Source organism: Streptomyces sp. 7R007 (genome assembly GCF_054850255.1).
Map to the genome: position 1 here is coordinate 431,611 of NZ_JBTWMV010000001.1, position 19,385 is coordinate 450,995.

General features: G+C 73.6%; 16 protein-coding genes. 8 read left to right on the top strand and 8 right to left on the bottom strand.

Annotated features, from left to right (window positions below; translation table 11 throughout):
• Window positions 1-34: 34 nt before the first annotated feature.
• A complete protein-coding gene (locus tag ACYF6T_RS02120) occupies window positions 35-769 on the bottom strand; it encodes a FadR/GntR family transcriptional regulator (protein WP_461692885.1) in 735 nt (244 codons plus the stop codon).
• Between the two features lie 151 nt (window positions 770-920).
• On the opposite strand from ACYF6T_RS02120, the gene ACYF6T_RS02125 reads away from it, so the two are divergent.
• Window positions 921-2,357, top strand: coding sequence for an amino acid permease (locus ACYF6T_RS02125; protein WP_461692887.1), 1,437 nt, complete (start codon window positions 921-923; stop codon window positions 2,355-2,357).
• Here ACYF6T_RS02125 and ACYF6T_RS02130 read toward each other — a convergent pair.
• From ACYF6T_RS02130 to ACYF6T_RS02145, 4 genes are all read right to left on the bottom strand, one after another.
• The gene (locus ACYF6T_RS02130; protein WP_461692888.1) at window positions 2,340-4,253 is read right to left on the bottom strand and encodes an SMI1/KNR4 family protein; all 1,914 of its coding nucleotides are present in this window, start codon (window positions 4,251-4,253) and stop codon (window positions 2,340-2,342) included. The two genes, ACYF6T_RS02125 and ACYF6T_RS02130, sit on opposite strands and share 18 nt — an antisense overlap.
• A 52-nt stretch (window positions 4,254-4,305) precedes the next feature.
• Window positions 4,306-6,441 carry a putative bifunctional diguanylate cyclase/phosphodiesterase gene (locus ACYF6T_RS02135; protein ID WP_461692890.1) on the bottom strand — a complete coding sequence of 712 codons (2,136 nt, stop codon included), beginning with the start codon at window positions 6,439-6,441 and terminating at the stop codon, window positions 4,306-4,308.
• On the bottom strand, window positions 6,438-7,250 hold the full coding sequence (locus ACYF6T_RS02140) for an SAM-dependent methyltransferase (protein ID WP_461692892.1): 813 nt from the start codon (window positions 7,248-7,250) through the stop codon (window positions 6,438-6,440). Before ACYF6T_RS02140 ends, ACYF6T_RS02135 begins: the two co-directional genes overlap by 4 nt.
• 223 nt (window positions 7,251-7,473) lie before the next feature.
• A complete protein-coding gene (locus tag ACYF6T_RS02145; RefSeq protein ID WP_461692894.1) occupies window positions 7,474-8,427 on the bottom strand; it encodes an SCO0930 family lipoprotein in 954 nt (317 codons plus the stop codon).
• A gap of 271 nt (window positions 8,428-8,698) precedes the next feature.
• Between ACYF6T_RS02145 and ACYF6T_RS02150 the strand changes: the two genes are divergently transcribed.
• The 3 genes from ACYF6T_RS02150 (at window position 8,699) to ACYF6T_RS02160 (ending at window position 10,784) form a co-directional block, all read left to right on the top strand.
• A complete protein-coding gene (locus ACYF6T_RS02150) occupies window positions 8,699-9,283 on the top strand; it encodes a hypothetical protein (RefSeq protein WP_461692896.1) in 585 nt (194 codons plus the stop codon).
• Between the two features lie 17 nt (window positions 9,284-9,300).
• Complete coding sequence (locus ACYF6T_RS02155; RefSeq protein WP_461692898.1) at window positions 9,301-10,065, top strand: bestrophin-like domain; 765 nt, start codon at window positions 9,301-9,303, stop codon at window positions 10,063-10,065.
• 200 nt (window positions 10,066-10,265) lie between these two features.
• Complete coding sequence (locus tag ACYF6T_RS02160) at window positions 10,266-10,784, top strand: hypothetical protein (RefSeq protein WP_461692900.1); 519 nt, start codon at window positions 10,266-10,268, stop codon at window positions 10,782-10,784.
• Window positions 10,785-10,841: 57 nt separating this feature from the next.
• Here the strand turns inward: ACYF6T_RS02160 and ACYF6T_RS02165 are convergent, their stop codons facing one another.
• Window positions 10,842-11,336, bottom strand: a complete 495-nt coding sequence (locus tag ACYF6T_RS02165) for a hypothetical protein (RefSeq protein WP_461692901.1) — start codon at window positions 11,334-11,336, stop codon at window positions 10,842-10,844.
• Between the two features lie 341 nt (window positions 11,337-11,677).
• On the opposite strand from ACYF6T_RS02165, the gene ACYF6T_RS02170 reads away from it, so the two are divergent.
• Window positions 11,678-12,340, top strand: a complete 663-nt coding sequence (locus tag ACYF6T_RS02170) for a class F sortase (RefSeq protein ID WP_461692902.1) — start codon at window positions 11,678-11,680, stop codon at window positions 12,338-12,340.
• A gap of 51 nt (window positions 12,341-12,391) precedes the next feature.
• On the opposite strand, the gene ACYF6T_RS02175 is transcribed toward ACYF6T_RS02170, so the two are convergent.
• On the bottom strand, window positions 12,392-13,228 hold the full coding sequence (locus ACYF6T_RS02175; protein ID WP_461692904.1) for a polysaccharide deacetylase family protein: 837 nt from the start codon (window positions 13,226-13,228) through the stop codon (window positions 12,392-12,394).
• 180 nt (window positions 13,229-13,408) lie between these two features.
• On the opposite strand from ACYF6T_RS02175, the gene ACYF6T_RS02180 reads away from it, so the two are divergent.
• Together ACYF6T_RS02180 and ACYF6T_RS02185 are read left to right on the top strand one after the other, a co-directional pair.
• Window positions 13,409-14,209, top strand: coding sequence for a hypothetical protein (locus ACYF6T_RS02180; RefSeq protein WP_461692905.1), 801 nt, complete (start codon window positions 13,409-13,411; stop codon window positions 14,207-14,209).
• 216 nt (window positions 14,210-14,425) lie between these two features.
• The gene (locus ACYF6T_RS02185; RefSeq protein ID WP_461692906.1) at window positions 14,426-14,887 is read left to right on the top strand and encodes a universal stress protein; all 462 of its coding nucleotides are present in this window, start codon (window positions 14,426-14,428) and stop codon (window positions 14,885-14,887) included.
• A 205-nt stretch (window positions 14,888-15,092) separates the two neighbouring features.
• Here ACYF6T_RS02185 and ACYF6T_RS02190 read toward each other — a convergent pair whose 3' ends face one another.
• Complete coding sequence (locus ACYF6T_RS02190) at window positions 15,093-15,275, bottom strand: hypothetical protein (protein WP_461692907.1); 183 nt, start codon at window positions 15,273-15,275, stop codon at window positions 15,093-15,095.
• Window positions 15,276-15,430: 155 nt separating this feature from the next.
• Here ACYF6T_RS02190 and ACYF6T_RS02195 point away from each other — a divergent pair, with 155 nt between their 5' ends.
• Window positions 15,431-19,288, top strand: coding sequence for an nSTAND1 domain-containing NTPase (locus ACYF6T_RS02195; protein ID WP_461692908.1), 3,858 nt, complete (start codon window positions 15,431-15,433; stop codon window positions 19,286-19,288).
• Window positions 19,289-19,385 lie beyond the last annotated feature (97 nt).

Below are 19,385 nucleotides of genomic sequence, written 5' to 3' on the forward strand. Positions count from 1 at the left end.
GTGTCGAGCGGTGGGGGCCTGAGCGGGGAGGGGGTCAGCCGGGTACGGCGTGGCGGTGTGCCTTCACCGCGGCGACGGCCGGGGCCATCGCGCCGCGCGCGAGCTCGTCGAGCAGGTCGGCGTGGTGGCGGTTGCGGGCCCGCACGACGTCGGGGGGCGGGGCGGGCACCAGCAGGCACCGGCGGCCGAGCAGGTCGGCGGCGAACTCGCGCATGCCGGGTCCGCCGAGCGCGTCGGCGAGGTCGAGGTGGAAGCGGGTCTCCAGTTCGAGCAGCCGGGCCGGTGCGTCGCTGCGGTCCATCTCCTCCACCAGTGCGCGCAGCCCGTCGAGCCCGGCGTCGGCCACCTCGCCCACCGCGTGGGAGACGAGCCCACACTCCAGCAGCACGTGGACGGCGTCCAGCGAGGCGGCCTGGACGGGGTCGTGCAGCACGGCGGCGACCGTCTCCCACTCCCGGGCGACGAAGGTGCCGCCCGCCCGGCCGCGCCGGCGGTCGAGCAGGCCGTCCTGGCACATGCCCTCCAGGGCGCGGCGCACGGTGATCTCACTGATCCCCAGTTCCTCGGCGAGCACCCCGGCGTCCGGCAGCCGGTCCCCCGGCGCGGCCGACCGCAGCCGCACCCGCAGGGCGATGCGCGACCGGACGAGTTCGGCGCCCGTCAGGCCCCGGCCGGGCAGCACACGGGCGTCCAGCACCTCGGCGCCCGGCGCGGGACGCGCGGGACCTGGCTGGCTGTACGGGCCGAACTTGCCCGCTGCGTTCACCACGACGACACCCTAACGGCGACCACGTTGCCGGTCGGTGAAGGAGCCCCCGCGAAAAATAGAGCAACATGAACATTTAAACAAGACTGTTTTTTTGGATCGCACTGAACTAATTTTCGTGCCGCCCGCTCCGCTCCCCTCCCTGGATGGCGAGATGACCACAACCCTCCCCCAGAGCCCGCCCACCGAGTCCGGTCTCAAGCCCGGACTCAAGAACCGTCACCTGTCGATGATCGCCATCGGCGGGGTCATCGGCGCCGGTCTGTTCGTCGGCTCCGGCTCCGGCATCGCCGCCGCCGGCCCCGGCATCCTCGTCTCCTACGCCCTCGTCGGCCTCCTCGTCGTCCTCGTGATGCGCATGCTGGGCGAGATGGCCGCGGCCAACCCGACCTCCGGCTCGTTCTCCGCGTACGCCGACCGGGCCCTGGGCCGCTGGGCGGGCTTCACGATCGGCTGGCTGTACTGGTTCTTCTGGGTCGTGGTGCTCGCCGTGGAGGCCACCGCCGGGGCGAAGATCCTCGCCGGCTGGATCCCGGCCGTCCCGCAGTGGGGCTGGGCCCTGATCGTGATGGTCGTCCTCACCGCCTCCAACCTGGCCTCGGTGAGCTCCTACGGCGAGTTCGAGTTCTGGTTCGCCGGCATCAAGGTCGTCGCCATCGCCGCGTTCATCGTGGTCGGCGCGCTCGCGATCTTCGGGGTGCTGCCGGGCTCGGACCACCCGGCGTCCGGGTTCTCCAACCTGACCGCGCACGGCGGGTTCCTGCCGAACGGGCCGGGCGCGATCCTCACCGGCGTGCTGATGGTCGTCTTCTCGTTCATGGGCAGCGAGATCGTCACGCTGGCGGCGGGCGAATCCGAGAACCCGCGGGCCGCGGTCACCAAGGCGACCAACAGCGTGATCTGGCGGATCGCCGTCTTCTACCTGGGCTCCATCCTGATCGTCGTCTCCCTGCTGCGCTGGGACGACCCGGCGATCCTCAAGGACGGCTCGTACGTGGCCGCGCTCAGCTCGATCGGCATCCCGCACGCCGCGCAGATCATGAACGCCATCGTGCTGACCTCGGTGCTGTCCTGCCTCAACTCCGGCCTGTACACGGCCTCCCGGATGGCGTTCTCGCTCGGCGGGCGCAACGACGCCCCCGCGTCCTTCGCCCGCACCACCTCCCGCGGTGTGCCGCAGACGGCCATCCTGGCCTCGGTGGTCTTCGGCTTCGTCGCGGTCGCCTTCAACTACCTGTGGCCGGACACCGTCTTCCAGTTCCTGCTCAACTCCTCCGGCGCGATCGCCCTGTTCGTCTGGCTGGTGATCTGCTTCTCCCAGCTGCGCATGCGCCGGATCATCCAGCGCGAGGCCCCGGAGAAGCTGGTCGTCAGGATGTGGCTGTACCCCTACCTGACCTGGGCCACCATCGCCCTGATCACCTTCGTGCTGGGCTACATGCTCACCGACACGAGCGACGGCGGCGGCCGCGACCAGGTGGTCCTGTCGACGCTGGTGGCCGTGGCCGTGGTGGTCTTCGCCCTGGTCCGCGAGCGCCTGTCCGGCAGGGGCAAGACGCCGGCCGTCGGGTCCTCAGGACCGGTGCGGTAGGAAACGCACCGTCACGTAGGTCTCGCCGGGCCCGGGGGGCCGGCTCCAGGACCGGGTGCGGAAGGTGTGCAGCCGCCCGTGCCCGAAGGCGAACCGCGGCAGCCGTACCCCGAACGCGTCCGCCAGGGCCTCCAGCGCCCGCCGTTCGCCCAGCCGCTCCGCCGGCGGCTCGTCCGCGCGGAAGAGCCGGTCCGGGTCCAGCGCGGTCGGCACGGTCCCCTGTCGGTCGACGGCGTCCCCGCGGACGGTGAAGCCGTACCGGTCCTCGCCGTCCACCGCGACCGACAGGTGGAAGACCCTGGGACGGTGCGGACGGTGCCCTCTGAAGGGCTCGCTCCACACCGTCACCGCGCGCGTGCCCCGGGAGGCGGCGAGGCCCGGGGAGGCGAACCGCCGCTCGTCGAAGTGCCCGAGCGGCGCGGCCTCGAAGGCGAAGCTCCAGCCGGTGCCCGCCCGGCCGACGGCGGCCACCGCCTCGTCCGCCCACGCCGGGCCGTCCTGGTCGCCGCGGCCGGTCGTTCTCGCCTCCCACAGCGTCATCGGCTCGCCGAGCGCCGCCGCACCGTCGCCGAGCCGGTCAGGCAGGTCGCCCGGCTCCACGCCCTCCACCAGGACGAAGCGGTACGACACCAGGAAGTCGCCGGGGTCTCCGTCCGCCAGCCAGGCCAGCCCCGGCGGATCCACGTCGGGCGTCGCGGCCGGAACGTCGCCCCGCTGTCCGGCCCGGGGTGTGGCGAGCAGTTCCCGGCCCCGCTCCGGGGTGAGCAGCGGGCCGAGCAACGGGTCGGCACACAGGCCGACCGGGGCGAGGTGATCCGGGCCGAGGGGCCGCCACTCGGGCAGGGCCGCGCGCAAGGTGTGCCAGGCCGCGTCCGTGTCACCCCAGCGCGCCTGCTCGCGCGCCCGCTCCACCGCACGCCCGAAGGGGCCCCCGGCGGTGTAGCGGAAGCCGCCCGCACGGACCTGCCCGCAGACCTCGTCCGCCAGCGCGCGGACCTCCTCGCCGACCCGGCCCAGGACGCGCAGCAGCGCCCCGTCGTCCCGGCGCTGACGCGCCTCCTCGGCCGCCAGCACCGGCAGCAGCTCCGGCGCGTACACCGGGTCGGTCGCCAGGCCGCGGTAGTCGACCAGATACGTCTCCCCCAGCAGGCGGCGGATCTGGTCGCGCAGCCCCTTCGCCCGCGGTCTGCCGTACGCGACGGCCTCCGCCAGGGCGGCCGACGCCCGCTCGTACCGCCCGGCCAGCGTGTCCAGCCGGGCGGCCTCGACGGACGCGTCCAGGGCGCGCGTCGTGGCGTTCGCGAACACGGTCCCCGCGCGCTCGCAGCGGTCCACCTGCAGGTGGTGGAACTCCCGGTACATGGCCTCCATGAACACACGGAACGACGCGTACCGGGTGGGGGCGTCCGCGTGCCACGAGGCCCAGCAGTACACCGCCCACTCCCCCGCCTCGTCCACGTCGCCGGGGTCCAGCAGGACGTACAGCGCGTCCGACTCGACGTCCAGTTGCAGCGCCCGCTGCCACATCCCGGCCAGCAGCACGTCCTCGGGCGAGGGGTCCTCGTCGAGCTCGCCCGGGAAGTACTCCGACAGGCCCGCCGCGTCCTCGTGCCACCGGACCTGCTCGGTGCCGGCGAGCAGCCACACGAAGCCGCCGGCGTGCCGCCAGCCGTCGCTGACCGCCAGGAACGTGCGGTACGAGGGCGGCAGCCGGTGCCCGAGCCGCTCCTCCAGGGCGCGGATCCGCTCCTCGGACGCGGGCGGGAACCCCAGCCACCGCGTGCGCAACGGCTCCTCGTCGCGCGCGTGCCGCCGGTCCTGCGGCTGCTGCGCGTCCGCCCACTCCTGGCTCCACCGGGTCAGGAAGGCCCGCCAGTCCTCGCTCGTGTCCGTCATACGGGCGATCCTGGCAGCAGGCACTGACAACGGCTCCGCCCCGCAGGGCGGTTCACCCCGTGGCGTCCACCAGGGCCAGTTCGTGCAGGCGGTCCGGCGGGCCCGGGCGGGCGTAGTACCAGCCCTGGGCCGTGTCGCAGCCCAGTATCCGCAACTGCTCGGCCTGGGCGCCGGTCTCCACGCCCTCCACGGTGACGGCGAGGTCGAGGCTGTGGGCGAGGGAGACGATCCCCTCGACGATCTTGAGGTCGACGGGGTCGGCGGGGAACTGCTGCATGCTCTGGGTGAAGGAGCGGTCCAGCTTGAGGATGCTCACCGGCAGCCGGCGCAGGTTCGCCAGGTTCGAGTAGCCCGTGCCGAAGTCGTCCAGGGCGATGTCGACGCCCATCTCGGCGAGCCGGCGCAGGGGTTTGAGGAGGTCGTCGTCGGCGCCGATCAACGCCGACTCCGTCACCTCCAGGCACAGCGCGTCCGGCTCGACACCCGTGCGCTCCAGGATGTCGACGGTGTCCTGCACCAGCCCGGGATGGGTGAGCTGGCACGGCGAGAGGTTGACGTTGATGCGCAACGGCCCGGCGTCGGTGTGCCGTTCGCGCCACTCGCGGGCCTGGCGCACCGACTGCTCCAGCACCCAGCGGCCCAACGGGACGATCAGGCCGGTGTGTTCGGCGAGCGGGATGAACCGGTCCGGGCCGAGCACCCCGTGCTGCGGATGCAGCCAGCGCACCAGCGCCTCCGCGCCGCGCACGCTGCCGTCGCCGAGGTGCACCAGCGGCTGGTACTCGATGAAGAACTCGTTGCGGTCCAGGGCCGCCGGCAGGGCCGTGGTCAGCCCGTGCCGGGTGATGGCGCGGGCGTCGGCCTCCTCGTCGGCGAGCTCGAAGCGGTTGCCGCCCGCCGACTTGGCCCGGTACATCGTGATGTCGGCGCTGCGCAGCACCTCCGCGGGGCTGCGCTCGCCCGCCGGGCCCTCGACGACGCCGATGCTGCCGCGCACCGTCAGCTCCCGGCCGTCGATGCTGATCGGCGCGATGAGGGCGTTCATGATGCGGGTGGCGAGCTCGTCGACCTCGCGCTCGGTGTCGGGGCCGGTGGTCAGCGCCACGAACTCGTCGCCGCCGAGCCGGGCGACCATCTCGCCGGGCGCGGTGGCACACGCCTGCAACCGGTCGGCGACCTCCACGAGCAGCCGGTCGCCGGCCGCGTGGCCGAGGCTGTCGTTGACGGTCTTGAAGCCGTCCAGGTCGAGGTAGCACAGCCCGAAGCGCTGGCCCGCGCCGGCGCCCAGCGCCTTCTCCAGGCGTTCGAAGAAGAAGGTGCGGTTGGGCAGGCCGGTGAGCGCGTCGTGAGTGGCCTCGTAGCGCAGCCGGAGGTTGAGCAGCCGGCGCTCGGTGGTGTCCTCCATGAGGGCGAGCTGGTACTGCGGGTTGCCGTCCGGGTCGCGCAGCAGGGAGACCGTCAGGTTGGTCCACAGGACCGTTCCGTCGGGGCGGTAGAAGGCCTTTTCGACGTGGTAGTGCTCGCGCTCGCCGCGGACGAGTTCGTCGTAGAGCCGCCAGGTCTGCGGCGCGTCCTCGGGATGGGTCCACTCCTGCACCCGGCGGCCGCGGATCATCGTCTCCGAGACGCCGAACATGCGCAGCAACGCCCCGTTGACCTGGAGGATGTTGCCGTCCAGGTCGGCGATGCCGATCCCTATGGCGGCGCCCTCGAAGACCGCGCGGAAGCGGGCCTCGGTGGCGTGCAGCGCCTGCGCGACGACGCCCTGCGCCTTGAGGGCGGCGGCCGAGATGGCCTCCTGCTCGGCCAGCGTCCGCCGGCGCAGCGCCTCGGCGAACCCGGCGGCCATGGCGTGCTGCAGCCGCGCCGAGCGGGCCCGCAGCTCCTCCTGGTCGCCGTCGCCGCCGCAGTAGAGCACCAGGTAGGCGTCCACGCAGTCCAGCGAGCGGCTGAGCGCCTCCGGGTCGGTGCAGTGCGCCCCGACCAGGGCGGCGCCGACCGCCCGGCCCTCCTCCGCGTCCAGGATCCTGGCGTGCAGGGCCGCACTCAACCGCCGGGCCAGCGGCAGGAGTTCCGCTTCGAACTCGACCCGGGTCAGCGACGTCGACGTCACCGGGAACACCGCCCGGCTCCAGATCGTCGCGAACCGGCGCAGTCTGTCCTCCGGCCCGTCCGGCTCCGCGATCACGCCGTACGCCCCACGCCGGCGAAACCGGAGAAGGCCCAGGGATCCTCGTCCTCCGGCGCCGTCTCCGGCCGCCAGTGCGGCATCGGCACCAGTCCCGGTTCCACCATCTCGTACCCCTCGAAGAACCGCGCGATGTCCTCGCGCGAGCGCATGATCAGCGGGTTGCGAATGTCCTTGTACACGTCGACCGTGCCCGCGGCCCGCTCCGGTGGCAGCGGGATTCCCTCGTACGAGGCATGGGTGAGGACCAGCAGGCTGCCGGGCGCGCACGCCTCGCGCAGCCGGGCCACCGCCTCGTACGGGTCGTCCTCGTCTTCCACGAAGTGCAGTATGGCAACGAGAAGCAGCGCCACCGGCCGGTTCAGGTCGATCAGCCGGTGAAGTTCGGGGCTGTCGAGGATCTCCCGGGGCTTGCGCAGGTCGGCGGCGACCACTCCGGCGTCCTCGTTGCCCGCCAGGACCGCCTGGCTGTGCGCGACGGCGACCGGGTCGTGGTCGACGTAGACGACGTGCGCGCCGGGGCTGGCCGCCTGGGCCACCTCGTGGACGTTGCCGAAGGTCGGGATGCCGGAGCCGATGTCGAGGAACTGCGTGATGCCCTCGCCGGCCGCGTACCGCACCGCCCGGCGCATGAACGCCCGGTTCGCCTGCATGATCTTGGGCAGCCCCGGCATGAACTCCATGGCCTTGCGGGCGGCTTCCCGGTCGACCTCGAAGTTGTGCGAACCGCCCAGGTAGAAGTCGTAGATCCGCGAAACGCTCGGCACCGAGATGTCGATGCTCCGGGGGGCCCAGGCGGGACGTTCCATCTATCTCTCCAAGGCGTAGGCGATCCGGTGTTCGAGCTGAGGCTACTGATCGCCTGCCAACGGGGCGAGCCGAACCGGAAATTGACCGTCCGTTCCCGGTCACTGCCTGCGGCACGTGCCACCACAAGTCGCACAAAAGCGGTCCGCCCCCTCCGTGCGGCGCGGAGGGAGCGGACCTTGCGATCGGGCGCGTCGGGTGCGGTCGACCCTGGGGAGGTGACGCCTACTTCTTCGGCGCGCCGATCGGCTTTCCGGAGGGGGCCATGACGTACCAGGTGCCCCCGACGCCCTGGCCGTTGGTGTCCCCCGGCTTGGTGTCACCGGAGAAGGTGTACGCCGGCCAGCAGTCGACGGTCATCTGCTTGACGCCGTCGGGCCGGGTGAAGCCCATCAGGCCCTTCTTCTCGATGCCCTTGGTGTCGCTCGCGTCGACCGGGGCGACGGCCGGCCACTTCTCCAGGCAGGCGCCGGTGCAGTTGGAGATCACCTTCGGCCAGGCGACGTCCTTGATGAACCGGTAGACCGTCATGCCGTTCTTGTCGACGACGATGTCCCCGAGCTTGGGGTCCTTGCGCACCGACAGGCCCGGCAGGCTGGCGAGCGTGGCCTTCTTGCCGTCGGGGGCGAGCGCGTACCACTTGCCGCCCACGCCCTGGCCGGCGATGTCCCCGGCCTTGGTGTCCTTGGCGTAGCGGTACGCCGGCCAGCCGCCGATGGTCAGCTGCTTGGTGCCGTCGGGCCGGGTGACCTCGCCGAGCAGGGACTTGTCGATGCCGGCGCCGGCCGTCGCGTCGTCCGCGGGCACGGGCGGCCAGGTCTTGGCACAGTCGCCCTCGCAGTTGGACTTGGGCGGCTCGGCGGTGTCCTCGTCGAACCGGTAGAGCGTCAGGCCGTTGCCGTCGGTCAGCACCTTGCCCAGCTCGGCGTTGTCGGTGACGGCGAGCTTGCCCGCGGGCGAGGTCTGGGTCGCCGAGCCCGAGCCGTCGGCGCCGTAGCCGTTGCTGGGGCTGGCGGTCGCACCGACGCCGACGCTCCCGTAGTCGCCGGCCGCGGCCGTGGCGCCCACGTTCTGGCTGCCCACCGAAGACGCGCCGCCTTGCTGACCGCACGCCGTCGTCAGCGCCAGCACGGCCGCGGCGCCCGCTACCAGCGAGGCGCTCCGCCAGGAGGTCTTCATGGTCAACTCCCCATAATCACAAGGCTGTTGCAGCGCCCTGCTGCGCCGCCGCACGACACTGGGTACGCACGGCGGTGGCGTTTGTGTTCAACCGGCGCACAAATTTCTTTCCGGAACCTGTGACCCTGGCGCGTCATCCCGCACATGCGTGCGCATCCACGACACGCAAGGAGGACGCGGATCAAACCGCCGTACGCCCGGCTTCCTTCGTTCGGACCAATCCCCGGCGGCTGCGGCGTGGGGCGGCCGGTGAAGGCCCATGATCCTCGTCGTGCACCGACTCGAACCGACCCGATCCGCCCTCGCCGCCCGGGTGTTGGCCCTGGTCACGCTGGCGTGGCTGCTGGTGGGCGCGCCGGCCGGCCCGGCGGCGGCCGACGCCTGCGCGTACGCCTCGACCGGGCCGGACGGCACCGAGGCGGTGGCGGTCGCCGGGCACCCGCCCTGGCCGACGCCTCCGGCGTGCCCGACACCGCCACCGTGCCCCACGCCCACCCCGACCCCCACGCCCACCCCCGCGCCGCCGAAACCCAGCCCCACCCCGAAGCCGAAGCCGACCCCGCCCCGGCCGAAACCCACCCCCAGGCCCGCGCCCCCGCCACCGCCCCGGCCGGCCCCGGCACCGACGCCTCCCCCCGCCCCGCGCCCGGCGGCACCCCTCCCGGCGGCCCCCAAGCCCACCCCGCCGCCGAGCCGCAAGCCCACCCCCCGCCCGTCGGTGACCCCCGTGAGCTACCCCCGCCACCAGACGCCGCCGGCCAAGCGGCCCCTCCACAACGGCCCGTCGCCGGTCACCTTCGTCCTGCTCATCACCGCGCCCGCAGTGATCGCCATCGCCGCGCTGCGCCCGCGCTAGCCCTCTGGAGGCACTCCTTGCCGGATTGGCTTGTTCTCACCCTCGCGATGCTGGCCGCCTGTGTCGTGGTGGTCGTCATCACCCTCGTACGCCACAAGGCCGCTCCCGACGACGAGGACCCCAGCGAGACCCCGGACGTCATCGAGTACATGACGATGTGGATCGGCGTCGTCTACGCCATCGTCCTGGGCCTGGCCATGGCCGGGGTGTGGGAGGCCCGCAGCGCCGCCCAGGACCACGTGCAGACCGAGGCCGTCGCCCTGCACGAGATCTCGGAACGGGTACGGGTCTACCCGGCCGACGTCCGTGACCGCATTCGGGACGATGTCAACGCCTATGTCGGACAGGTCGTCACCACCGAGTGGAAGACGATGGCCGACCAGGGCGAGGTCACCGCCCGCGGCACCGAGCTGTTCGCGCGCATCCGCCAGGACGTCACCGACTACCAGCCCGCCAACGACTTCGAGGCCCAGGCCTACCAGCCGCTCCTCGACCAGGTCACCGCGGCGGACCAGGCGCGCAACGCCCGCGCGGACTCCCTGGGGGCGACCATGCCCGGCGTGGTCTGGTTCGGGCTGCTGACCGGGGCGGTGGTCACCATCGGCATGGTCTTCGCGCTGCAGATCCGGCGCACCGCGCGCGAACTGATCCTCGCCGGGCTCTTCTCCGCGCTGATCGCCTTCCTGCTCTTCCTCATCTGGGACTTCGACGCCCCCTACGGCCGCGGCATCACCGCCTCGGCGGAACCCTTCCTGAACCTCTTCCCGCACCTCAGGGCCTGACAAGCCCTCACCCGACGGGCCGCCCGGACGGTGTGCGCCACGCCGCGCGCATCCCCTGGGTGGCCCACACTCGTGCCCCATTCGCCCGACTGCGATCGCGCGGACGCACACCTGTTCCTACCGTTTCGGTCATCGAGGTGCATTTCTGGCCCCAGCGGAAAAGGTCCGCAGCTGCTCCTCGGGGACCCGGAGGACTCACCATGCGCGCGATACGCGTCGCCTCTGCCGCACTGCTGGGCGCGGGCGCCCTCGTCTGCTCCGCGCCGGCCGCCGTCGCCGGCAACGTCACGCCGTTCGGCTTCAGCGTCCTGCCCTCGACCATCGCGGCCGGCGGCCAGGTCACGCTGCAACTCGACCGGGACGGCGGCTGCCGGGGAGCGGCCACGGTCACCTCGGCCGTCTTCGACACGGTCACCATCGCCCAGGGCCGTTCGTCGGCGACGGCGAAGGTCGACTGGGACGCCAAGCCGGGGGCGGTGTACCAGGTGACGTTCACGTGTGACGGCGTGAGCGGGTCGACGGACCTGACCATCGCGGGCGGCCGTCCCGTCGGTCCCACGCCGGTGCCCAACCCCCACCGGGGGGTGCACGCCGGGCAGGGCGGCAGCATCGCCGGGTTCGACGGGAAGGAGATCGGCCTCGGGGCGGCGCTCATCGCCGGGTCGGTCGGGGCGGCGTACCACTTCTCCCGCCGCCGCACCGGCGCGGACGGCGCCTGAGGACGGACCTTCGCCCCGGATTCCCGGTCGGGAGTCCGGGGCGAAGCGCTGTGCGCGTCAGATGTGCTTCTCGGCGCGCCGGCGCATCCAGAACAGTCCGCCGCCGACCACGGCAGCCGCCACGAGCCCGCCGCCGATCGCCATGTCCGTCGGCGTCGCCCCGCTGGTGCTGCTGCCGCCGAGACCGCCGCGGACCCCGCCGATGACGGTGTAGGCGGCCGGGTTGGTCAGGGTCTGGCTGCCGCAGGTGACGGTGATGCTGTGCGATCCCGTCCTGGCGTTGTTGTTGACCGTGGCGGTGCCCCTGGAGGTGTTGCTGTTTCCGACGCGGTTGAGCGTGGTGGGCGAGAAGGCGTCGGAGGTGGCCGTGGCGATGCCCGGGCAGCCGTCGACGGTGATGGTGAGCTGCCCGCCGCGGGCGATGACGCTGGGCAGGGCGACGAGGTTGCTCAGGGTGATGGGCATGCCGTCGCGTGCGACGGCCGCCGGGGCGGCGAGCCCGACGGCGGCGACCGTGGCGGCGACGGCCGCCAGGGCACGAGTAGTACGCATGTGATCCTCCGCGGAAGACGCCCCGGGGCCCGTCCCCGGTCGATCGGCGAGAAAGCGCCTCCCAGAAAGACCCTCAGTTGCCGTGCGCGAGCCCGCATTTCGGCGCTGGTCCGTCCTGGTGAGAGGACACGCCGAGCGAAAAGCACACAATCGGATATCACCGCAGGTCACGGACCGTCAGAAATTTCCTTTCCGCGGCAACTCGGATGGCGCACCAAAGGAGTCCGGACGATGGGCGGCCACCCGTTCGCGCCGTCCCCGTCGCCGGTTCCGGGCAGGCGTCCTAGCGTTCTCGTATGCGCGAATGACGTGGCGACGGCCGCGTCGAGAGGGGAAGTCGAATGTCTGCGTTCGAGCTGGCCGACGACGAGGAGGAGCTGCGGCCGAAGAAGCGTGCTCCTTGGGGCGTGATAGCGCTTGTTCTGCTGACCGGCCTCGCGCTCATTCGCAACGGTTCGGGGGAGTTCGACATGGGTCCGCCGCAGCCCGCCTCCGCGGCCGCGGCGGACAGCCGTGTCCCGAGCACCTTCGCCAAGGCGGCCCCGCTGCCGTTCTCCGCCCCCGACCGGGTGCGGATCCCCGCCATCTCCGTCGACGCGCCCGTGATGCCGGTCGGCCTGGACGCGGACGGCTGGGTCGGCGCGCCGCCGCCCGAGGACCCGAACCTGGCGGGCTGGTTCACCGGCGCCGTCTCGCCCGGCGAGAAGGGCACCGCGGTCGTGGTCGGCCACGTCGACAACATGCAGGGCCCCGCCGTGTTCTACGGCCTCGGGGCCCTGAAGAAGGGAAACCGCGTCGAGATCGCCCGCAAGGACGGAAAGACCGCGGTGTTCGAGATCTACGGCGTCGAGGTCTTCCAGAAGAACGACTTCCCCGGCGACCGTGTCTACGGCTCCAAGGGCGCCCCGGAATTGCGGGTCATCACCTGCGGGGGCGGTTTCTCCAAGCAGAAGGGTTACGACGGAAACGTCGTTGTCTTCGCCCGCCTGGTCGAGGTCCGCTGAGCGTTCCCCGGCCGGGCGGGCGGGCGGCGATGGTGCGTATCGCCGTCCCGGTTATGCGTATCGCCGTCTCGGGACGGTGATGTGATAGCCGGAATCCAGCAGATACGGAAGATAGTTCCGCAGGGCCCGGACGCTCTGGGAGCGGTCGCCCCCGGCGTCGTGCGAGAGCACCACGACGCCGGGGGCGGCGCCGTCCTCGACCCGGTGGACGATGGTGCGGGTGCCGGGGGTGGTCCAGTCGAGGGTGTCGACGGTCCAGGCGAGCGGCTCCATGCCCAGCTCGGCGCCGAGCTGGAAGGCGGCGCGGTTCCAGGCGCCGTAGGGGGCCCGGAACCAGCGGGGGCGTTCGCCGTACGCCTCCTCGATCACGTCGCTGGTGCGCTGCATCTCGGACCGGATCCGAGACCTGGTCAGACGGGTCAGCAGGGGGTGGGACCAGGTGTGGTTGCCGACGATGTGGCCGTCGTCGGCCATCCGGGCCAGGAGGTCCTGGTTGTCGACGGCCATCTCGCCGCAGACGAAGAACATCGCGCGCACGTCGTAGCGGGCGAGCGTGTCCAGGATGTCCGGGGTGTAGCGGGGGTCGGGGCCGTCGTCGAAAGTCAGCACCATGGTGCGACCGCGTCCGGAGACGCGCAGGAACGGCTCGTGGCGCACCAGGGTGCGGGCGGGCGCGGCCTGCGGCGGTCCGTATCCGGTCAGGGGCTGCAGACGGTAGGCGGACGGCTTGAGCGCGCGGCCCGCCCGGGGACCGGCGGCGGGCGCGGCCGGCCGGGCCGGCGCGTCTCCGTTGCCGAGCGCGAGGACGCCGGCGGTGCCGGCCGCGCCCAGAGCGGCGGCGCCGGTGAGCAAGGCCCGGCGCCGCGTGAACAACTGATCCTTCTTCATGACTCATCAGTCGACCGGCGCGAGGCCGACGCACCCCGGCGACACCGGTGCGGCGGCGGGAAAACACCCGCACGGGCCAAGCAGTCGGGTCATACGACGGACGGCGGCCCCGGCGTCCCGCGGCGGGGGCCGCCGTAATCGCCTTTCGAGGAGCGGCCGTTCCTCGCTACCGTCGGCACGGTGGGTGATCACACGGCGCTTCCTCCCGTCCTCGGCGACAGCCCGGACGCCACGCTGGCCGCCTTCCTCACCCGGGCCCGCGCCGACCCGGGCGTCGTCGGCCTGGTCCTGAGCGGCTCCCAGGTGCACGAGGGCATGGCCACAGCCCGCTCCGACCACGACCTGCACGTCGTCCTGCGCGACCGGGCCGCCTCCCCGCTCGCGGGCCTCGACTGGTTCCGCTCCGCCCATCTCGACCTGGCGGTGCTCTCACTGGAGGAGTTCCGCAGTCGTGGCCTGCCCGGTGCCCCCGCCGCCTTCCTGCGGTACGCGTACGTCCACGCCGAGGTGCTGTTCGACCGGCTGGACGGCGAGATCGCCGCGATCGTCGACCGCAAGCGGACCCTGACCCCCGACGAGGCGCACACCGCGGTGGCCGGTCACCTGGACGCGTACGTCAACCAGACCTACCGCTCGCTGAAGAGCCACCGCGACGGGCGGGGCGAGGCCGGTCACCTGGACGCGGCGGAGAGCGTGCCGTACGCGTGGGAGGTGCTCTTCGCGCTGCACCGCAGGGTGCGGCCCTACAACAAGTACCTGCGGTGGGAGCTGGAGCGGCGGCCGCTCGGGGACGGCGACGAGTGGAGCGTGGGGTGGCTGCTGCCGGCGGTGCGCCGCATCCTGGCCGACGGCGATCCGCACACCCAGCGCGAGCTGTTCGTCCGCGTCGAGCGGGCGGCGCGGGCCGTGGGACACGGCGGGGTGCTCGACGCCTGGGGGGACGACCTGCGGCTGCTGCGCCACGCGCCGTCAGGCGGGTGAGACGGGCGGGCGGTTGGCCGGGCCCGGCCCCGTCCCCTCCGGCGAGGCCGAGCGCCGGACGCGCCGGCGGCCCCTCGGCCGGGGCGGGCCGACGCGCCCCCTCGGGTGCCCCGTTCGGCGGGACTTGTGCACGGCCGGGGCGGAAGTGAGGCCCGGGATCGCGCCGGGAGGTCCCGCGTGGCGGCGGGACCTGCGGTTTCCGATAGCCTCGCTGCCGTGACGGAACAGCACTCGCACCAGTTCGAGCGGGGCACCGACGGTCCCAAGGTCATCCTCGTCGGCGTGGACGGCTCCGACTCCTCGCTCCGCGCCGCGGCCTACGCCGGCGGCCTGGCCCGGCGCCAGCACGCCCTGCTGGCGGTCGTGTACGTGCAGCCGGTGCTCGCGGCGGGCGCGGCGATGGGGGCGCCGGTGGCGGAGACGACGGACGAGATCGCCGAGGACCTGGTGAAGCAGATCCGGGAGGCCACCGAGCGCACGAAGGGGATATTCGACGTGCGCTGGGAGTTCCACACCTTCCGCGGCGACCCGTACGGCGGCCTGGTGAAGGCGGCCGACGAGCTCAAGGCGGACGCGGTGGTGGTGGGCGCTTCGGAGCAGGCCGGTCACCGCATCGTCGGCTCGGTCGCCGTCCGCCTGGTGAAGGCGGGCCGCTGGCCGGTGACGGTGGTGCCGTAACCGCGCCTCAGGACAGGCGCCGGCGCATTCGGCCGGCACGCGGGCGGGGCGCGCCGGGTACGCCCCGCCCGCGTGGCGATCCCCTCGTCAGAGGACGTGGTCACGGGCCGTTCGACACCGGCGCGAGGGCCGCGATGCCGCAGACGAGCAGCGCGAGCACGGTCAGCCAGGCCCGCGTGGTCCTCGTGAACATGCGCATAAGCCATCAGCCTCCGTCGATATGGCCGTCGGGCGTGACCGCGTTGTCGTGGTAGCCACTGTCGTGGAACCCGCTGTCGTGGAACCCGCCCGGCACGTCGGCCGCCGACGCCGCGCCGGCCCCGGCGAGCAGGCCCGCGACGGTCAGCGCCGCGGCCGCCAGCGCCGCCGCCACCCGTGTGTGTTTCATCCGTACTCCCCCGTTCCTGGGTCGTTGCCGTCGGTACCAGGTGTAGCGGTCCGGGCGTTGTTCGCGTTCGGGCCCTGGTGCCGAACAAACAAGTCCGGAAAAATGTGACGGCGTTCGCGATGCGTGACGTGCGGGTTCGACGGGGAGGTGCGGCGATGCCGCGCAGGGAGCGACCGCTGGATGCCGGGGACGGTCCGTTACGGGAGTTCGCCGCGGGACTGCGGCGGCTGCGGCGCAAGGCCGGCAATCCGCCCTACCGGCGCCTGGCCGAGCGGGCCCACTACTCGATCTCGACCCTGTCCTCCGCGGCGTCCGGACAGCGGCTGCCGACGCTGGCGGTGACGCTCGCCTATGTGCGCGCCTGCGACGGGGACACAGGGGAGTGGGAGCGCCGCTGGCGGGAGACGGCACGGCTGCTCGGCGCGGAGGAGACGGAGCCGGGGCCCCAGGACGAGTCCGGGGTCCCGCCGCCGTACGTCGGGCTGCGGCCGCTGACGGAGCAGGACGCCGAGTGGTTCTTCGGCCGGGAGCAGCTGGTCGGGCAGGTGGCCGGCCGGCTGGAGCGGCAGCGGTTCGTGATGGTGATCGGGGCGTCCGGGTCGGGCAAGTCGTCACTGCTGCGGGCGGGGTTGGTGCCGCGGCTGCGGGCCGGGGGCGCGACGGTCGTGGTGTGCGCGCCGGGCGCGCGGCCGCTGGAGGAGTGTGCGGTACGGCTGAGCGCGGCGGCGGGGGTGACACCGGGCGCGCTGTACGAGGAGCTGCGGGCGGACACGGAGAACCTGAGCCGGGTGGTGCGGCGGATCACCGCGGGCTCGGACGGGCCGGACGGCGAACTCGTGCTGGTCGTCGACCAGTTCGAGGAGACCTTCACGCTGTGCCGGGACGCGGCCGAGCGCGACCGCTTCATCCGGGCGCTGGTGGTCGCCGCAGCGGCGCCGGAGGGCCGGTGCCGGGTGGCGCTCGGGGTGCGGGCCGACTTCTACGGGCACTGCACGCGCCACGCGCCGCTGGTGGAGGCGATGCGGGACGCGCAGGTGCCGGTCGGTCCGATGAGCCTGGAGGAGCTGCGGCAGGCGGTGGTGGGGCCGGCGCAGCGGGCCGGGCTGAGCGTCGAGGGCGCGCTGCTGGCGACGCTCACCGCGCAGGCGTACGGCCGGCCCGGGGTGCTGCCGCTGCTGTCGCACGCGCTGCGCGAGACCTGGCGGCGCCGGCGGGGCAACGCGCTGACGCTCCAGGGGTTCGAGGCGGCCGGCGGGCTGGAGGGCGGCCTGGCACACACCGCGGAGGAGTTCTACCAGCGGCTCGACACCGCCCAACAGGAGCTGGCGCGGCGGGTGTTCGTCCGGCTGACCGCGCCTGGCGAGGGCACGGAGGACACCCGGCGGCCGGCCTCCTTGACGGAACTGGCCGGGTCGGCCGACGACGACATCGATGTCAGCGGCGTGCTGGAGCACGCGGCCGCCGCGCGCCTGGTGGTGCTGGACCGCGAGCGGGTGGAGCTGGCCCACGAGGCGCTGATCCGGTGCTGGCCCCGGTTGCAGGGCTGGCTGGCCGAGGACCGGGAGGCGACGCGGACGCTGCGGCGGCTGACGGAGGCGGCGCAGACCTGGGAGACCCTCGGCAGGGACCCCGGCGCGCTGTACCGCGGGACGCGGCTGGCGCTCGCGGCGGCGCTCGACCGGGCGTCGATGTCGCCGGCGGAGCGGGCCTTCCTCGACGCGAGCCTGGCCGCGGACTCGGCCGAGCGCGCGGCGGAGCGCCGCCGGGTGCGGCTGCGCCGGGTGATGGTGGCGCTGCTGAGCGTCCTGCTGGTGCTGGCCACCACGACGGCGGTCCTGGCGGTGCGGGCGCAGCGGTCGGCGGACCGGGAGCGGGACGTGGCCAGTTCACAGCGGGCGGCCGACAAGGCGGCGGCTCTCCGGGGCGTCAGCCCTTCCCTGGCCGCCCAGTTGAGCCTGGCCGCCTACCGGATCTCCCCGACTCCCGAGGCGCGCGGCGCGCTGCTGAGCACGTTCGCGACGCCGTACGCCACCCAGCTGACCGGCTACGGGGGTGCGGTCACCGCGCTGGCGTTCCGGTCCGACGGCAAGGTCCTGGCGACCGGCGGCGGCGACGGCAGTGTGCGTCTGTGGGGCACCGGGAACCCGCACAGGCCGCGCAGGCTCGGCGTGCTCGCCCTGTCCGGCGGCGTGCGCGCGCTCGCCCTCAGTCCCGACGGCGGCCTGCTGGCGGCGGGCGGCGACGACGGGGCGATGGCACTGTGGGACGTGCACGACCCGGGGGCGCCCACGCCGGAGGCGACGCTGCACAGCGGCGCCGGCCCGGTCCTCGCGCTGTCGTTCGGTCCCGACGGACGCACGCTGACGGCGGCCGCCCGTGACGGCATCCGGCGCTGGAGCCTGGCCGACGCCCGCCGGCCGCGGGACCTGGGTGTGCGCGAGGTGTCCGCGGACGTGACGGCGGCGGCGTTCAGCCGTGACGGGCGGACGCTGGCCACCGGCCACGCCGACCGCACGGTACGGCTGTGGTCGGCTCCCCCGTCGGGCGACCGGCCCGGCGAGCTGTCGCGCGCGGTCGGCCACCGGCAGGCGGTGACGGCCGTGGCGTTCGCCCCGGACGGCCGCCGACTGGCCACCGGCAGCAGCGACTTCACGGTGCGGCTGTGGGACACGCGCAGCACGCGGCACATCGGCCGGCTGGACGTGCTCACCGCGCACACGGACACGGTCGAGGCCGTGGCCTTCGCCCCGGACGGCCGCACCCTGGCCACCGGCAGCGCCGACGCCACCGTGCGCCGCTGGCAGGTGGCCGGGGCGGGACCCGCCCGGGAACTGGCGGTCCTCACCGGCCACACCGGCGCGGTGGGCGCGCTGGCGTTCGGCCCGGACGGCCGTACGCTCGCCACCGGCAGCGAGGACGAGACCGCCCGCCTGTGGGACCTGCCCGGACCGGCGCTGATCGGCCACACCAGCTCGGTCTACTCCGTCGCCTTCAGTCCGGACAACCACCTCCTGGCGAGCGGGAGTTACGACCAGTCGGTGCTGGTGTGGAACCTCGCCGACCCGCGCCGGTCGCACGAGCCGGTGCGGCTGGCCGGCCACACGGGTCCGGTCAACTCGGTGGTGTTCCGGGCCGGTTCGGACGTCCTGGCCAGCGGCAGCGCCGACGGCACGGTACGGCTGTGGGAGGTGGATGCCTCCGGGAGCGGCCGGGTGCTGACGGTGCTGCGGCCGGGCGACGGCCACGTCAACCGCGTGGCGTTCAGCCGCGACGGCCGCGCCCTGGCCACCGGCAGCGAGTCGGGCACCGTACGCCTGTGGGACACGGCGGATCCGCGCCGGCCCCGTCTCCTGGCGACGCTGCCGGCGGGCGACGCGGTCGACTGCGTGGCCTTCTCCCCCGACGGCCGCACCCTCGCCGTCGCCGGCCGCGACCACACCGCCGCGCTGTGGGGGTTGGCCGACCGGAACCGGCCCACGCGCCTGGCCGTGCTGCGCGGCCACTCCGCCGCCGTGAAGTCCGTGGCGTTCAGCCCCGACGGCCGCACCCTCGCCACCGGCAGCGAAGACCGCACCGTACGGCTGTGGGACGTCTCCGACCGGCGCCGCCCGGATCTGCGCCGTCCGATCACCGGCTACACCGACGGAGTCATGGCGGTCGCCTTCGCCCCGGACGGACGGACCCTGGCCACCGCGAGCTCCGACCGCACCGCGCGCCTGTACGCCCTGTCCGGCCAGGGCGACGTCCGCGAGCTGGCCGTCCTCACGGGTCACGGCAAGCCCGTCGACACGCTCGCCTTCAGCCCGGACGGCCGCACGCTCGCCACCGGCGGCGAGGACTGGACCGTACTCCTGTGGGACCCTGACCCCGAACGCGTGGCCGCCCGGATCTGCGCCACCGTCTCCCCCGCCATGAGGCGGACGGAATGGCGCCAGTACTTCCCGCACCGGGACTACCGGCCGCCCTGCCCCGAGGCACCCCGCGACCATCCGAGGCCGGACGTGCCGTCCTAGGTGGTCCCGTGGGCGCGCATCCGGCCAACCGGGCGCTGACGCACGCGCGTTGGCCGGCTCCGGCCGGTGCGCTGAACGCGGGTTCGGGGTGCGCGCC

Bases quoted from the DNA above. Each gene is read 5' to 3' on its own strand.
- ACYF6T_RS02195 (WP_461692908.1), top strand. From the start codon at position 15,431: ATGCCGCGCAGGGAGCGACCGCTGGATGCCGGGGACGGTCCGTTACGG.
- ACYF6T_RS02160 (WP_461692900.1), top strand. From the start codon at position 10,266: ATGCGCGCGATACGCGTCGCCTCTGCCGCACTGCTGGGCGCGGGCGCC.
- ACYF6T_RS02145 (WP_461692894.1), bottom strand. From the start codon at position 8,427: ATGAAGACCTCCTGGCGGAGCGCCTCGCTGGTAGCGGGCGCCGCGGCC.
- ACYF6T_RS02190 (WP_461692907.1), bottom strand. From the start codon at position 15,275: ATGAAACACACACGGGTGGCGGCGGCGCTGGCGGCCGCGGCGCTGACC.
- ACYF6T_RS02165 (WP_461692901.1), bottom strand. From the start codon at position 11,336: ATGCGTACTACTCGTGCCCTGGCGGCCGTCGCCGCCACGGTCGCCGCC.
- ACYF6T_RS02130 (WP_461692888.1), bottom strand. From the start codon at position 4,253: ATGACGGACACGAGCGAGGACTGGCGGGCCTTCCTGACCCGGTGGAGC.
- ACYF6T_RS02140 (WP_461692892.1), bottom strand. From the start codon at position 7,250: ATGGAACGTCCCGCCTGGGCCCCCCGGAGCATCGACATCTCGGTGCCG.
- ACYF6T_RS02125 (WP_461692887.1), top strand. From the start codon at position 921: ATGACCACAACCCTCCCCCAGAGCCCGCCCACCGAGTCCGGTCTCAAG.
- ACYF6T_RS02175 (WP_461692904.1), bottom strand. From the start codon at position 13,228: ATGAAGAAGGATCAGTTGTTCACGCGGCGCCGGGCCTTGCTCACCGGC.
- ACYF6T_RS02170 (WP_461692902.1), top strand. From the start codon at position 11,678: ATGTCTGCGTTCGAGCTGGCCGACGACGAGGAGGAGCTGCGGCCGAAG.